This window comes from Candidatus Falkowbacteria bacterium (genome assembly GCA_016699775.1).
GTDB lineage: Bacteria > Patescibacteriota > Patescibacteriia > Patescibacteriales > Patescibacteriaceae > Patescibacterium > Patescibacterium danicum.
Map to the genome: position 1 here is coordinate 689,206 of CP065010.1, position 15,180 is coordinate 704,385.

The following is a 15,180-nucleotide window of genomic DNA, read 5'->3' on the forward strand; positions in this document are numbered from 1 at the left end:
TTATAATGAAAAAAATCCTAAAAATTATCTTTCTTTGTTTATTATCCTTTGCCATCTTCCACCTCACCACCCAAGATGGTGCTTATTATTCTCGCTTTAAAATGTACAGAATGCTCTTAACTAAACCTTTAGACGAAATCAGAAATGATTACGCCAAAAAATCTTGTCAAAACTTTAGTGAACAGGAAAAAAAAGACGGACACTTTGAAGCGTTTGTCACCGGATATTGTAAACCACAAAGTGAAGATTTCCAAACTCGTCAAAACTTTCTTTGCTCGGTAGCTCTTAACTGTTCCTGTCCTAATGGCAAAGAAACTGAAAAAAATTGTTCATCCTCTTCTTTGCAATGGCAAGGATGCAAAGACTTCACAGAATCAGAAACTGATTATTGTCACCAAACTGCTTCAACCTTAAAACCGGAAATTGGACATATTGCTGCTGACTGGGATTGTTTTGTAAAAAATAGTGAAATAGAAATAGATAGTAAAAAATATAGCGTTACTGACAAAGGTGGTATTATCAAGGGCCGACGCTTTGATATTTGGTTTGATGATTGTTCTGAAGCCGAAAAAGCCACTGGTATTTATAATGTAAAAATTCCTCAGGAATAACTGTATGATTTATTTTTCCGCGTATGCCAACCAAAAATTTGGTATTTTAAATAACCACGGTGTTTATATTAGAAAAGAACAAGTTGAATCAGCCGTGCAATCACCAGACAAACGAGGCAAAATTGGCAGGTATCTGACTTCTGAAAAAGACGGGGTCAAAGTTGTTTATCAAAAAGAGAGTGGAGTAAAAAAGATTATTACTTTCTATCCAATCAAATAATATGCATTACGATCTTGAAGCTAATATTATTAGCTGGGAAATTGGTAAGGGAAATATTACCCGTGTCAAAGAATTTGGAAATTTTATTGTTCACCTATCAAAGGCTGGGAAGCCAATCCTGGTTGAGATATTGGATGCCTCACGTTTTAAGACAAAGCTTAATAAAGTAGAAACTATAAAACAAATTAGTGAAGCTTTTGGCAGTTAAATAATTTTGTCTATAATAAAAGACTCTAGGAAATCTAGAGTCTTTTCTGTATAAAAATACTAAACTGCTGGTTGAACTTTTGAAACTTTTCTGGCTTCAAAGTGAGACATCACACCATTAGTTCGTAAAACATCTACCAAAACTTCAAATTGAGTTTTTATAACCATAGTCTCTTCAATTCTACCAACCCTTGCTTCCAATCTATTAAATTCGGTTTTAGTTACCATAGTCTCCTCGATTCTACCAACTCTTGCTTCCAATTTATCAAAACGTTCGTTAACTTCCCTCTTGAATTCAGCAAATTTCTCATGAATAGCCTGCATAACTTCGGCAATGGTATGCAGAATTTCATCAAAGCGGTTATCAGACTGAACAAACTTCGCATCAACCTCATTAAATCTTGTGTCAGCTTGCTCAAACCGTATATTTACTTGGTCAAATTTCTTATCAACTTCATCAAATCTTTTATCAATTTGAACAAATTTAGCATCAACTTGATCAAATCTTTCATTAATTTGCTCAAATCGTATATTAACTTGGTCAAATTTCGCATCAATACTATCAAATTTACCATTGATAATATTAAGCTGGTTATAAATATCAACTAACGTAATTTCTGGCAATTTCATATTCATTAAATTAATACCGGAGAGATTTTATTGCTCCATCATATCAGAATATATAGACCTCATCAATACTAAAAAACTGCTCTAATCTGAGCAGTTTTTTATTACTGTTGAAATTATGTGGAAAAAATTATTCCTCAATCGCTTTCTTAAAACCTGTTCCAGCTGGAATTGGTCGACCGATAATAACATTTTCTTTTAGACCCTCAAGATAATCAACTTTGCCCGTAATCGCAGCATCAATCAGAACCTTAGCTGTTTCCTGGAAAGAAGCCGCTGACAAGAAACTATTAGTTGTTAATGAGGCTTTGGTCATACCCATCAAAAGCTGACGGCCAATGGCAATATTCTTACCAGCCTTTGTCGCAATAGCATTTTGGCGGTCAAAGACTGACTTTTCAATAATTTCACCGACCAAAAAGTCTGTTTCAGCACCGTCCTGAATATATATACGAGAAAACATCTGTCGAGCGATTGTCTCAATATGTTTATCATTCAAAGGTTGACCTTGAGAAGAATAAACATACTGAATTTCTTTAACAATATAACGTTGAGTTTCAGAAATACCACGAAGCTCAAATAAATGTTGAAGATCAAGACTACCGTCACTTAATTGTTGACCAGCTTCAACTGTCTCACCATCCTTAACCCAGACATTAAAGGTACGAGGAATAATATATTCTTTGGATTTTTCAACTTGAGCCACTACTTTAACATATTTTTCCTCAGTCTTTACCACACCGGCTCGAGCTGCCTTAACAACTACTTCTCCAGCTCTAAACAAAGGTGCATCTTTTTTAACCTTATCACCATCAGCCACTAAGACTTCAACTTTAGCGCGTTTCTTTTTTGGAGCACCTTTTTCACCTTCAATATTTTTTTCAGCCAAAACCGCTTCAGCAAAATAATATTTATCAGTTTCTTCCCCATCATGCAAAATAGAAACCAGTCGGTTCTGATTATTACCTTCAGCTCGTAATTCTGTAACCTGTACCTTACCACCAACTTCAGCAATAAAAGCCTTACGCTTTGGAGAACGAGCTTCAAAGATTTCTTCAACACGAGGCAAACCTTGAGTGATATCATCTTGGTCAGCTACACCACCAGTGTGGAAGGTACGCATTGTTAACTGGGTTCCTGGCTCACCAATTGACTGAGCGGCAATAATTCCAACAGCAGTACCTACTTTAACTAATTTATTATAAGCCAAGTCATAACCATAACACTTTTGACAAACACCACGGTGAAGGTGACAATGCAAGACTGATCGAACGGTGGCGGTTAATATATCTTCTGAAGCAAGTTCATCACCAATATCTTCAGTAATTAATTCACCTTTTTTTACCAATACTTTACCAGCTGCATTCTTTAATTCATCAACCAAAAATCTACCAACAATTCTCTTAATTAATGGACGACCCATTTCATTACTTTCCTCTCTGGTCATTGTTAAACCTTCATCACTATTGCAATCTTCATCCATAATAACCACATCCTGAGCAACGTCAACCAAACGTCGGGTTAAGTAACCGGCATTCGAAGTTCGTAGCGCGGTATCAGACAAACCTTTACGCACACCGTGAGTAGCAATGAAGTATTCCAAAACATCAAAACCTTTCTTAAAGTTTCCCTTTACCGGCAATTCAATAATCTTACCAGAAGGTGAAGTAACTAAACCTTTCATTCCTAAAATCTGAGTTAACTGAGCCCAAGATCCACGAGCTCCAGACTCAATCATTGAATAAACTGGTCCATCTTTATCAAGTGAGGTTGTACAAATTGCTGTTACTTCTTCTTTCACCTTGGTCCATAGTTCAATTGTTTTACTATAACGTTCACTTTCAGTTAACAAACCTTCGTCATAGTAATTCATAATTTCTTCAGCCTTACCCTCGGCAGTTCTAACTAATTCATGAACATTTTCAAAGTCAGGTAAATCACCCATTCCCCAAGACAAACCACTTCGAGTGATATAGCCGAAACTAACATTTTTCATTTCATCAAGAAGTTGAACAGTTCGATCTTCGCCATATCGTCGGTAACAATCTTTTACCATATTCTTAACCTTGCCCTTACCAACAACTTCATTAACATAGCGCAAATCCTCAGGTAGCAAATCATTAAAAATAATTCTACCAACAGTTGTTTCAACTAAACCTTTTCCTTCCAGCAATACATTAATTGGTTGTCGTAAACGAACACCTCCAAGCTGATAGGCAGCTTTGGCTTCTAATGGAGAATGAAAATGTCGCGTTGCCTTAACACTTCCCTGCTCCAAACTTGTCATATAGAACGTTCCCCAAACAATATCTTTATCTGGAGCCACAACTGGATCTCCGGTCGCTGGTTTTAATAAGTTATGGGAAGCCAACATTAAATCTCTTGCTTCAGCAATTGCCTCTTCAGTTAGTGGAACGTGAACAGCCATTTGGTCTCCATCAAAGTCAGCGTTAAAAGCTGTACAAACTAATGGGTGAATCTGCAGAGCCAAACCTTCAATCAAAATTGGACGAAAAGCTTGGATACCTAAACGGTGTAAGGTTGGAGCTCGGTTGAGTAATACAAAAGCTCCCTTAATAATTTCTTCTAAAATATCCCAGACTTCATCATGTCCAGCTTCAATATATCGTGAAGCACTGCGAACGTTGTGAACAATTTCTCTCTCAATTAATTTTGAAATAATAAATGGCTTAAAGAGTTCAATAGCCATACGCTTTGGGACACCACATTGATCAAGACGCAAGTTTGGATTTACAACGATAACGCTTCGACCTGAATAGTCAATACGTTTTCCAAGTAGGTTTTGACGGAAACGACCTTGCTTACCTTTCAATGAATCAGCCAAAGACTTAAGCATGCGCTTTTGACCAGTTGAAGCCACCACAGTCTTTCCATGTCGAATTGAGTTATCAATCAAAGCATCAACTGCTTCTTGTAACATACGCTTTTCATTACGACAAATAACTTCTGGCGCATTTAATTCTAATAATTGTTTTAGACGATTATTTCGATTAATAATACGTCGATATAAATCGTTTAAGTCAGAAGTAGCAAAGCGACCACCATCCAAAGCAACCATTGGGCGTAAATCAGGAGGAATAACTGGAACAACTTTCATAACCATCCAGGCTGGATTCACATTATTAGCTTTTAAATTCTTAAAGAATTTCAAACGCTTAATAAGTTTTTCTTTCTTTGACTCAACGGCATCTACTAAGACTTTTTCTAATTGTTTTATTTCTTTGGTTAAATCTAAACGTTCTAGCAAAGCCCGAACTGCTTCAGCGCCAATACCGGCACTAAAAATATGTCCATATTTAAGACTTAAATTCTGGTAAATATTTTCGGAAATAATAGTCAAAGGCTTTAAGTCTTTTAATTCTTTTTGTGCTTGACTAAAAGCAGAGTCTAAACCAAGCATTTTTTCATCACGAATTTTTTCTAAACTGGCGATTTCTCGTTCTGCCGTATCTGTGGCTTCAAGTTGACTCTTTCCTTCTTTAGTCATTTTAGCTTTTGCAGATTTTATTTTACCAACTTGTTCTGAAAAATCAGCATCCAAAGATTTTTTCTTGGCTTTATACTCAGCTTTAATCTGATCAATTGTCGCTTGCTTCAATTCTTCATTAACATCAGTAATTACAAAACTGGCAAAGTAGACTACTTTTTCCAAAGATTGCATGGAAAGATCTAAAGCCAAACCAACCTTTGAAGACAAACCACGTAGAAACCAAATATGGGTAACTGGAGTTTCTAATTTAATATGTCCCATGCGTTCACGACGCACCAAACTACGTGTTACTTCCACGCCACATTTATCACAAATAATTCCTTTATAACGAATTTTTTTATACTTACCACAATAACATTCCCAGTCTTTTGATGGACCAAAAATTCTTTCACAGAACAAACCATCTTTTTCTGGCTTTTGTGTTCGATAGTTAATAGTTTCAGGACGTGTTACTTCGCCATGAGACCATTCAAAAATATTTTCAGGTGAAGCCAATTTCAACTTAATGGCCTCAAAATCATTGCTTCTAATCGGGTTGATCATATATGTGTATAAATAATGATTTTAAATAGCCTCAGTTTCTTCAGGCTTTGGCGCCGAGACGAAGGGCGGCCGTGGTGAAGGATCATATTCTTCATTACCTTTTTCAAGGGCAATAGGCTGATTATTTTTATCTAATAACTCAACATCTAGACCCAGACCTTTTAATTCACGGACTAAAACGTTGAATGATTCTGGCACATTTAATTTTCTAATTGTTTCTCCTTTGATAATTGATTCATAAGCTTTTGATCGACCAGAAACATCGTCAGATTTAATTGTTAATATTTCTTGTAAGCTGTGAGCTGCGCCATAGGCTTCCAAAGCCCAGACTTCCATTTCTCCAAAACGTTGTCCACCGAATTGAGCTTTTCCACCAAGCGGCTGCTGAGTAATCAATGAGTATGGACCAATTGAACGTTGGTGAATCTTATCTTCAACCATGTGGTTCAATTTCAACATGTATTTATAACCAACAGTCACTTTATTATCAAAACGTTGACCACTCTTTCCGTTAAAGAGAGTTACTTTTCCATCTTCAGGTAAACCAGCTTCAATCAACTGCTCACGAATTGTTTCTTCGTTAATACCATTTAATGGTGGGGTGGCAACCGTGTAATTTAATTTATGAGCCGCAAAACCTAAGTGAGTTTCTAACAACTGTCCAAGGTTCATACGAGAGACAACTCCCAATGGAGATAAAATAATATCAATTGGGGTTCCATCTTCTAGATAAGGCATATCTTCTGGCGGCACGATTTTTGAAACAACGCCCTTGTTTCCGTGACGACCAGCCATTTTATCACCAGCGCGAATTTTTCGAAGGTTAGCAACAGTAACTTGAATTGATTGAATAACACCGGCAGAAAGTTTATCACCTTGTTCACGGGAGAAAATTTTAACATCAACCACTTTTCCGTGTTCACCATGTTCAAGATATAATGATGAGTCACGAACATCTTTGGCTTTATCACCAAAAATAGCGCGAAGTAATTTTTCTTCAGCTGAAAGCTCTGTTTCACCTTTTGGAGTAATTTTACCAACCAAAATATCACCGCTGGAAACTTCAGCGCCAATTCTGATAATACCGCGTTCATCAAGGTTATTTAATTTTTCTTCTGAAATGTTTGGAATGTCGTTGGTCACAATTTCTGCACCAAGTTTTGTATCACGAACATCAATTGTATAGTGTTCAATATGAATAGAAGAATATAAATCTTCTTTCACTAAACGTTCCGAAATAATTACGGCGTCTTCATAGTTAAATCCTTCCCAAGTCATAAAGGCGACCAAGACGTTATTACCTAAAGCTAACTCTCCATTATCAACCGCTGAGGCATCTGTTAAAATTTGACCTTTCTTCACACTGTCACCACGACTAATAATTGGTCGTTGATTAATACAGGTTGAAGCATTTGAACGTAAAAATTTACTGAGCTTATATGTATAGTCTTTGCCTTTTTTATCACGAATCACAATCTGGGTTCCATCAGCGCGGATCACTTCACCGTCAGCTTCTGCTAAGACAACGTGACCTGAATCAGAAGCGGCACGACCTTCAACACCGGTTCCAACAATTGGAGCTCTGGCAGCAATCAAAGGAACAGCCTGACGTTGCATGTTTGTTCCCATTAAGGCACGAATACCATCATCATGTTCTAAGAAAGGAATTAATGAAGTAGCCACGGAAACAATCTGGTTAGCCGCTACACCCATTAAATTAATTTTTGAAACATCTTCAATGGCCGGTTCACCAAACTTTCTAACTTCAGCTTTTTCAACTGTAAAATGTCCTTCTTTATCAACTGGGGTTGTGAAAGCTGTGGAAATATATTTTTCTTCTTCAAAAGCATCTAAATAAATAATTTCTTCAGTAACATGAGACTTACCAGAAGCATCAACTTCAACTTTTCGGTATGGAGCTTCAATAAAACCATAATTATTTAATCGTGCATAACTAGCAAAGTGACCAACTAAACCAATGTTTGGACCTTCTGGTGTAGCAATCGGACAAATACGACTATAGTGAGTGGTGTGTACGTCTCGAACTTCGAAACCAGCGCGTTCACGAGTTAAGCCACCAGGTCCCATAGCTGACAAACGTCGCTTGTGTTCAAGCTCAGCTAGAGGATTTGTTTGGTCCATGAACTGTGAAAGCTGGGAAGACATAAAGAATTCCTTAACCACACTCATAACCGGACGAGCATTAATCAATTTATTTGGGCTCAATGAGTCAAGCTCCATAATACTCATCTTGTCTTTGATAATACGCTCCATACGAGCCAAACCAATACGAGTTTTATTTTGAATCAATTCACCAATAGCCCGAACACGACGATTGCCTAAGTGGTCAATATCATCTTCTCTTTCTTGAGTAATATTTAAACGAATAATTTCTGAAATAATAGCTACCAAATCTTCACGACGTAAAATACGAGTTGATTTATTGTTTGGAATATCAAAACCAAAACGCTTGTTTAATTTATAACGACCAACACGGTCAAAGTCATAGCGATCAAAACGAAAAAACATTGAGTGAATTAACTGCTTGGCATTATCAGCGGTCGCTAAGTCTCCTGGACGAATTCTCTTGTACACTTCAATCAAACCTTCAGCTTCATCTTTGGCTGTATCTTTACCCAAGGTCGCTTCAATATAATCCATCTCACCTTGGTTTACTTCTTTGAATAATTGACGAATTTCATCATCAGCACCAAAACCAAAAGCCCGTAACAAAGATGTCACTGCTACTTTTCGTTTGCGATCAATTCTGGCCCAAATTACTCCGCCTGCATCAGTTTCCAATTCAATCCAAGCTCCTCGGTTTGGAATAATTTTTGCACCATAATATTTTCGTCCTCGAATCTGTTCGGCTGAGAAAATAACACCCGCTGAACGAATGAGCTGAGAAACAATAGCTCTTTCAATACCGTTAATAATGAAAGTTCCATTTTTCGTCATCAATGGAAAATCACCCAAGAAAACTTCTTGAGTTATTTTTTCTCCAGTCTTTTTATTTAGCAAAGTTGTTTCAACACGCAACGAAGCTTCGTAGGTCACATTCTTAGCCTTACTTTCAGCTTCATCAAACTTTGCTTCATCAAGATAATACTTACCAAAATGCAATTCTAACTCCCGACCAATAAAATCTGTGATCGGAGAAATCTCATCAAATAAATCTGCTAAACCTTCTTTCAAAAACCAAGCATACGAATCCTTTTGAACTTCTATTAAGTCAGGCATTGGAATAACTGCATTCTGACTTGTGAAGTATTTTCGTGGTGTATGGACACGAACGGCGGAGGAAGACTTAGGCATAGATTGGGGGTAATAAGTATAAAGTAAAAAGTAGTAAGTAGAAAAAATATTGCATGGCTTTTCCTGACTCACTAGTTGTTACTTTACACTCGTTACTATTTAATACGACAAACGTCTCAATCAACTCAATTGAGGCGTTATCATGAATAAAATATTTAAATATTGATAGCCGAAGACTGCGTATGCGTAAAAATAAATTTCTGAAAAATGTCAAAAAAAACAAAAAAACGGCCTATATAGTAGAAATCAGTGATTGGCGGACTGAAAACTTCTGGCCGAAGCAAATTGTAAGGTTATAACACAATATAGTATAAAAACGTTTCACAAAATAGCTTCTTTAGATTAACAATTATTATCCAAACTGTCAACAGTTTTACAAAGCCAAAAATAATATTGTCAAGTATGCTATTTTTAATTTAAAATTAGCCATTTTATTAGAATGTATCCAAAAAATGATTTGCTAATTGTCTGACTTATCCACAGTTTGATATCCTAAATGCTCCAATTCCTCACGACAGACCTTTCTATCGTCCCAAGGCTCTTTAACCCCCCTAGATCGACAGATAGCCTGCTCACTTCCCTTCCCCGTAATAAGGACAACATCACCAGCTTGAGCGAGCTTCAACGCCTCATGGATTGCTTGCCGTCGGTCTAGATACGTAAATAAATCTACATTCATACGCTTATCAGTTGTCGCCGTACCGGCAACAACTTCAGCTATAATAGTTTCAGGATTTTCATCATATGGATCCTCGTCCGTTACAATCATAATGTCAGATCGCCTTCCGGCAATCTCTCCAAGAATTGGACGCCGTGATTTATCACGACCACCACCAGTTGAGCCCAATACATGAATAATTCTATTATGCGGTAAAGTTGCGACTGTTTCATACAACTTGCTAACGGCCTGAGGTTCAAAAGCATAATCAACTATAACTGTGAATGGTTGTCCAACGTTAATTCTTTCCAAGCGACCAGCAACGCCAGAAATTTTTTCAATACCAATTTTTAATCTATCTAGAGTCATTGATTGTGCAAGTCCAACACTCAGACTTGCTAAAATATTTTGACGATTAAAATCACCAAGTAAATTAACTGCGACTTTTGTAGTGCCAAAAACTAAGTATGACTGACCATTAGTTTTTGCTGTTGAGGCTACAATTTCTTTTACATCAGCATTGAAGACTGGTTTTGGCTTCCCAACTTCAGCAATTCGGAAAGCCCATTTTTCTTCTGCCCAAAAATCCAAAAAATATTCTGCATGTTCATCGTTACCATTAACTATTATAGTTTTCTTAATCCTCATTAATTCAGTTTTCTGCAAACCACTTTTTGGTTTTTTAATTTTAAAGGTTTCATCAGCATATTTTGTTTTGCCATTTTTCAAATGAGCAAATAACATCCCTTTGGCTTCTTTATAATTTTCAAAACTACCATGGGATTCAATATGCTCAGGGTATAAACACGTAAACAAGACAATATCATAATTAATAAAACGATGACGATATTGAATAATCCCTTCTGATGATGTTTCAATAATTGCGTAATGACAACCATTCTTCACCATTTTTCGTAACATCTGGTGAGTAAATAAACGACCAACCATTGTCATTTTTTTATTATTCAGCCATTCATTTTCTCCATCACCAAACATAGCTGTGGAAGTATAGCCAACTTTATATCCAGCCTCTTGTAACATCTTGGCAATTAAATAGGTGGTAGTAGTTTTTCCAGTCGTTCCCGTAACACCAATTACAATTAATTTTTCACTTGGCCAGCGATAAATAATATTTGCTGCCACGCCCAAAAAAAAGTGATACAAAGGCCACAGTAAGGTAAAAACTTTTTTGGGAATATAGCGTTTTATTGTCAGAAGAATCTTGTCCATAACTTAGAAAAAAAGACGCCTTATGCGACGAAATATAGTATAACCTGCATAGGCAGCGGAAACAAGTGCATAATCAAAAGTTCCCGGAAATAAATATGTTTCTCCGCCAAAGCCTTGTTTAAACCTGGTGACGCCTGGCCATTTTATCTCATCAATCCCCTGCCAGTCATACCAAGAAAACCCATCTACTTTGGCCTGACGAATTGTCTGCCAGTGCAAAAAATATGGAGCCATGAGCTCTCTTTTAAGGGAAGACGAAGCACCATGTACATAGGTAACAGTATCACCTTGTTTTGCAACTAAGCTGCCAGCTAACAAAGTTTCATTATCCCAAACTGTTACTAAATCTACTGTCTCGCTTTCAATCATTGTTTTATAGTATGAGCGAGAGTGAATCCGAAATTGATCTCGTTGTTTTGTTTCTTCAAGTAGATCTAAAAATTGATCACAAAATTCTGCACTAGTTTTTATAATTAAATTTTTCTTTTCAGCTAAGCGGATATTATAGCGAGTTTTTTGATGCATCTGCGCTAACATTTCTGCTTCTGATTGCCCTAGAGAGAGTAATAATGTTTTACTTGGCTGGATATCTATAGTCTTAATCAGATTTTTTGAAACAATAGATTGAAGTGGTTCCAGACGAATAAAAATTGCTTTGGGGTCACTCGTACGAATTGCTTCACATAAACCTTGTAAGAATTCTTGACTGGTTTCTATATTTACAAGATACGGACCTCGAGGAATATAATAATAACAAAAACCAAAAGGCAGTCTTTGTTTAATTGTTAACAAAACTATCTTTTTTTCTTCATCAGAAAAAAGCTTCACTGTTGCGTTTCGCATACTCTGAAAATTCCCCCATTTGGATGATTGGAGGAATTGACTATGAGGCAAGCTATCTTGATAGTGATCTAATAATTCAAGATGCTTTGGAGTACATTGTAATTCTCTAAATTGCATTATAGAAATTAAATATGTTGTAAGGCTTGGCGAATTCTCTCCGAGCTATCAGTAATCGAACTATCAATTCGATTCAAGGCTTCTCGGGCTTGCATACTTGAGTATCCCAAACTAACCAAAGCTTCAATTTCTTCACTTCGCCCACTTCCCTGACTACCAATATGATCAAGCTTTCCACGAAGTTCTAAAATAATTCTTTGTGCAGTTTTTCCACCAATGCCGGAAACTTTTGTCAGCATTCCATCATCACCCTGAGCAATGGCTTGTCGGATTGAATCGCTTGGTGCCAAACTTAGAATTGCTAATCCAGATTTTGGACCAACACCTGAAACTGAAATAAGTTTTTCAAATAATTCTAATTCATCTTCGTTTTTAAAACCATACAGGTCACTGGCATCTTCACGAATATGCTGGTATAAAAATAATTCTATCTTCCCATCTTTCTTAGTTTCAGAAATACACGTTTTTGTTACATAAATTCTATAGCCTAAATCATGCACATCAACCAAGATGTAGTCTTCCGTTTTTTGTAATATTGTTCCACGTAAAAATGAGAGCATATAATATTATCATCCCGGTCCCTGCCTTCGCAGGGATAAACTCCGGCGGGGACCTGCGTTTGTCATCCCGGCTGCTCAGCCTTTGACTGACGAAAGTCGGGACCCGTATTTGTCATCCCCGACAAACGAACGAAGTGAGTGAGTTCGGGGATCTTTTTTTACTAGACACACTTCGTGATAGTGATACCTTATTTTCTCTTTACTCTAATTAATCCTGAGATTGGCACAACTTTAATACCTTTAATCTCCAACTGATCCAAAAATAAATTCATACCAAGGGAATCAGAAGACATATGTCCAGCAATGACTACGCTAATATGATGCTTCTCAGCTTCTTTACGATGTTCTTCACTCATATGCATACCAATAATCGTACCAATTCCAGCTTGTGACATTTTTTCATAAATTTCTTTAGCACCGTTTGTTCCACCGGTAAATTCAGTGACAACCACTTTACCAGCACTAGCCTCTTCATGCCCAACAAATAATCGAGGCGCCATACCATTTTTACTAGCTTCTTTATATTCTGGAATAGTTTTTAATAGTTTTAAAATATCACCGACTCGTTCAATATTTTTTTTATTTTTTTCTAAAAACTTAACCATAAACATAGCCGCCATATTATCCTGAATTGTATGGCAACACATATAATCAATTCCAAGCAAGCGAGCCATATCAACATTGCGGTTATGGTTGATTGGAGCTACTCCTCGACTGACTTCACTAATTCGAGGTTTAATTACAGATTCAGCCACGTTAATTGGCACACCATATTGCGATAATACTTCTGCTTGTAAACTCATAACATCATGAAGATCAGATAAGGCACGGCCTTCAGGGTGATGAGCAATCACTAAATCAATATCTCCAAGCTGCTTGGCTAGCAATAATTCGGCACCACCCATATCAATACCAGCCAAAACTTTTTTGATTGTTTTTCGTCCCGTATCAACTAAAATCCGAGAGTCAGAATATGGATTTGTTAATTTTACAAGATCAAATTCTTCTTTTGCTTCTTTAGACAAAGAAGTATATTTTTCTTTAACACGAGCTAAATTTTTATACACCTTAGCCTCTCCCCGTAAATCATTTTTGATTCCGGAGTTGAATAGCTAATTGTTGAATTTGTTGTAGAGTCATACATTACATTTTAATCCCTCTCAAAGCTGCAATTCTTTCTTCTACTGGTGGGTGCGTCATAAAAGCTTTGGTAAAAAATCCAATCTTTTTTCCACCAACTTCCTTAAAAGGTGAAGCAAAATACAAATGAGCAGTAGCACGATTGGCAACTTCCAATGGTTCTTGATCACGAGAAATTTTTTCTAAAGCACTTGCTAAAGCTTCCGGATAACGAGTAAGCATTGCTCCATCTGCATCAGCTAAAAATTCTCGCTTACGAGAAATTGCCAATTGCAACATTGTAGCAAACAGAGGTGCTAAAATTGCCAGTACTATAGCAACGATAGTAATTATCAACTGCATTTGACCTGATTGATTACTATCACTACTTCGTCGATGTCCAAAAAAACTCCAGCGCATAAACCAATCAGCTAGCAAAACCACAATACCAACCATCACCGTGGCAATAGTGGCTACTAATATATCTCGATTACCAATATGAGAAAGTTCATGAGCAATTACTCCCTCAAGTTCACTTTGATCTAATTTTTGGATTAATCCAGTAGTCATAGCAATGGCAGCATGTTCAGGATTACGGCCAGTTGCAAAGGCATTAGGAGCTGTGTCGTCTATAATATAAATTTTTGGAACAGGCAGACCCGCAGTGATACAAAGATTTTCTACTAATCGATATATCTCTCTATTACTTTCTTGAGTAATGGCATGAGCACTACTCATGGCCAACACTATTTTGTCACTAAACCAATAACTAATAAAACTTGAAATAAAACTAAAACCAACTGCTATGTATAAGATACTTGATTCTTGCATGGCCTGACTAAATACCCAACCAATTAAAATAACCACAATAAAGAATACTGACATTAAGAGCCAGGTTTTTCTTTGGTTAGAATCTATGTGGGTGTAAAGGGTGGGCATATTAATTACACTGGTTCACTTTCTGATTTAAGCTTATCTTTCATATAGTAATGATAAACAGCTTCTAAAATCACACTCATTTCAATCTTTAAATCATCAGCCAATGGTTTAAGTTTTTCAATAGCAAATTGCCAGGCGGCCTCATCATCTTTCCTTAAAACTAAATTCTCAGAATTAGGAATAGTGTCTACAGAATTTTTATAATAACCCAATTCATAAAGCATTATTAATAAACCCTTTTGTGTTAAGGGATCTTCATTTAAGAATATGGCCTTTGTTTCTTGATCATCATCATCCACTAAAGCCGATTCTTTTTCTCTTGAAGTGGTTAAGAAGAAAATCTTTAAATCAGAATCAGTTAGATTTAAAGTAGTATCTGTTTTAATGCTAAATTTATCAACTTTTCTAATATATTTTCTAAGGTCTTCAGAGGAAGACGAGGGTAAAAATTTTTTAATTTCTTCTAATGAAGGACTAGAGTATGAAAAAATAATTTCGGCATTACCGCTTTTTGCTTTGAAATCTCCTCTTTCATCATACGAATGTTCAATAATATTATTATATGCTAAATAATTATTAGCAAATCTTTCTGCCCTGATGAGGTCTTTGTCTGAAATTGACTCTTCCTTAATCATTGCCTCTAAATCTGGGCTAGGAGTAAAATTTTCGATCATATATTT

General features: G+C 36.4%; 11 protein-coding genes and 1 pseudogene. 3 read left to right on the forward strand and 9 right to left on the reverse strand.

Annotation, left to right across the window (positions count from 1 at the left end):
* The first annotated feature begins 5 nt into the window (after nt 1–5).
* Genes IPN41_03525 through IPN41_03535 form a run of 3 tightly spaced genes read left to right on the forward strand, consistent with a single transcriptional unit; the run spans nt 6 to nt 1,039 of the window.
* Nucleotides 6–611 carry a 3D domain-containing protein gene (locus IPN41_03525; GenBank protein ID QQS60167.1) on the forward strand — a complete coding sequence of 202 codons (606 nt, stop codon included), beginning with the start codon at nt 6–8 and terminating at the stop codon, nt 609–611.
* Nucleotides 612–615: 4 nt separating this feature from the next.
* Nucleotides 616–831, forward strand: a complete 216-nt coding sequence (locus IPN41_03530) for a hypothetical protein (protein ID QQS60168.1) — start codon at nt 616–618, stop codon at nt 829–831.
* 1 nt (nt 832) lies between these two features.
* Entirely contained in the window at nt 833–1,039 is a 207-nt protein-coding gene (locus IPN41_03535) for a DUF2283 domain-containing protein (GenBank protein ID QQS60169.1), read from the forward strand.
* A 59-nt stretch (nt 1,040–1,098) separates the two neighbouring features.
* Here IPN41_03535 and IPN41_03540 read toward each other — a convergent pair whose 3' ends face one another.
* From IPN41_03540 to IPN41_03580, 9 genes and pseudogenes are all read right to left on the reverse strand, one after another.
* On the reverse strand, nt 1,099–1,668 hold the full coding sequence (locus IPN41_03540; protein ID QQS60170.1) for a hypothetical protein: 570 nt from the start codon (nt 1,666–1,668) through the stop codon (nt 1,099–1,101).
* A 127-nt stretch (nt 1,669–1,795) separates the two neighbouring features.
* On the reverse strand, nt 1,796–5,719 hold the full coding sequence (gene rpoC, locus IPN41_03545) for a DNA-directed RNA polymerase subunit beta' (protein ID QQS60171.1): 3,924 nt from the start codon (nt 5,717–5,719) through the stop codon (nt 1,796–1,798).
* Between the two features lie 21 nt (nt 5,720–5,740).
* A complete protein-coding gene (gene rpoB, locus IPN41_03550; GenBank protein ID QQS60172.1) occupies nt 5,741–9,034 on the reverse strand; it encodes a DNA-directed RNA polymerase subunit beta in 3,294 nt (1,097 codons plus the stop codon).
* A 460-nt stretch (nt 9,035–9,494) separates the two neighbouring features.
* Nucleotides 9,495–10,922 (reverse strand): UDP-N-acetylmuramyl-tripeptide synthetase, encoded by a 1,428-nt coding sequence (murE, locus tag IPN41_03555; GenBank protein ID QQS60173.1) that lies wholly within the window; start codon nt 10,920–10,922, stop codon nt 9,495–9,497.
* Nucleotides 10,923–10,925: 3 nt separating this feature from the next.
* Nucleotides 10,926–11,882 (reverse strand): peptidoglycan bridge formation glycyltransferase FemA/FemB family protein, encoded by a 957-nt coding sequence (locus tag IPN41_03560; GenBank protein QQS60174.1) that lies wholly within the window; start codon nt 11,880–11,882, stop codon nt 10,926–10,928.
* 8 nt (nt 11,883–11,890) lie between these two features.
* A complete protein-coding gene (gene ruvA / locus IPN41_03565) occupies nt 11,891–12,442 on the reverse strand; it encodes a Holliday junction branch migration protein RuvA (protein ID QQS60175.1) in 552 nt (183 codons plus the stop codon).
* Between the two features lie 188 nt (nt 12,443–12,630).
* A pseudogene (locus IPN41_03570) lies at nt 12,631–13,582 on the reverse strand (NGG1p interacting factor NIF3).
* Between the two features lie 3 nt (nt 13,583–13,585).
* Nucleotides 13,586–14,446 (reverse strand): M48 family metallopeptidase, encoded by an 861-nt coding sequence (locus IPN41_03575; protein ID QQS60807.1) that lies wholly within the window; start codon nt 14,444–14,446, stop codon nt 13,586–13,588.
* A gap of 59 nt (nt 14,447–14,505) precedes the next feature.
* Nucleotides 14,506–15,174 (reverse strand): hypothetical protein, encoded by a 669-nt coding sequence (locus IPN41_03580; GenBank protein QQS60176.1) that lies wholly within the window; start codon nt 15,172–15,174, stop codon nt 14,506–14,508.
* Nucleotides 15,175–15,180: the final 6 nt, after the last annotated feature.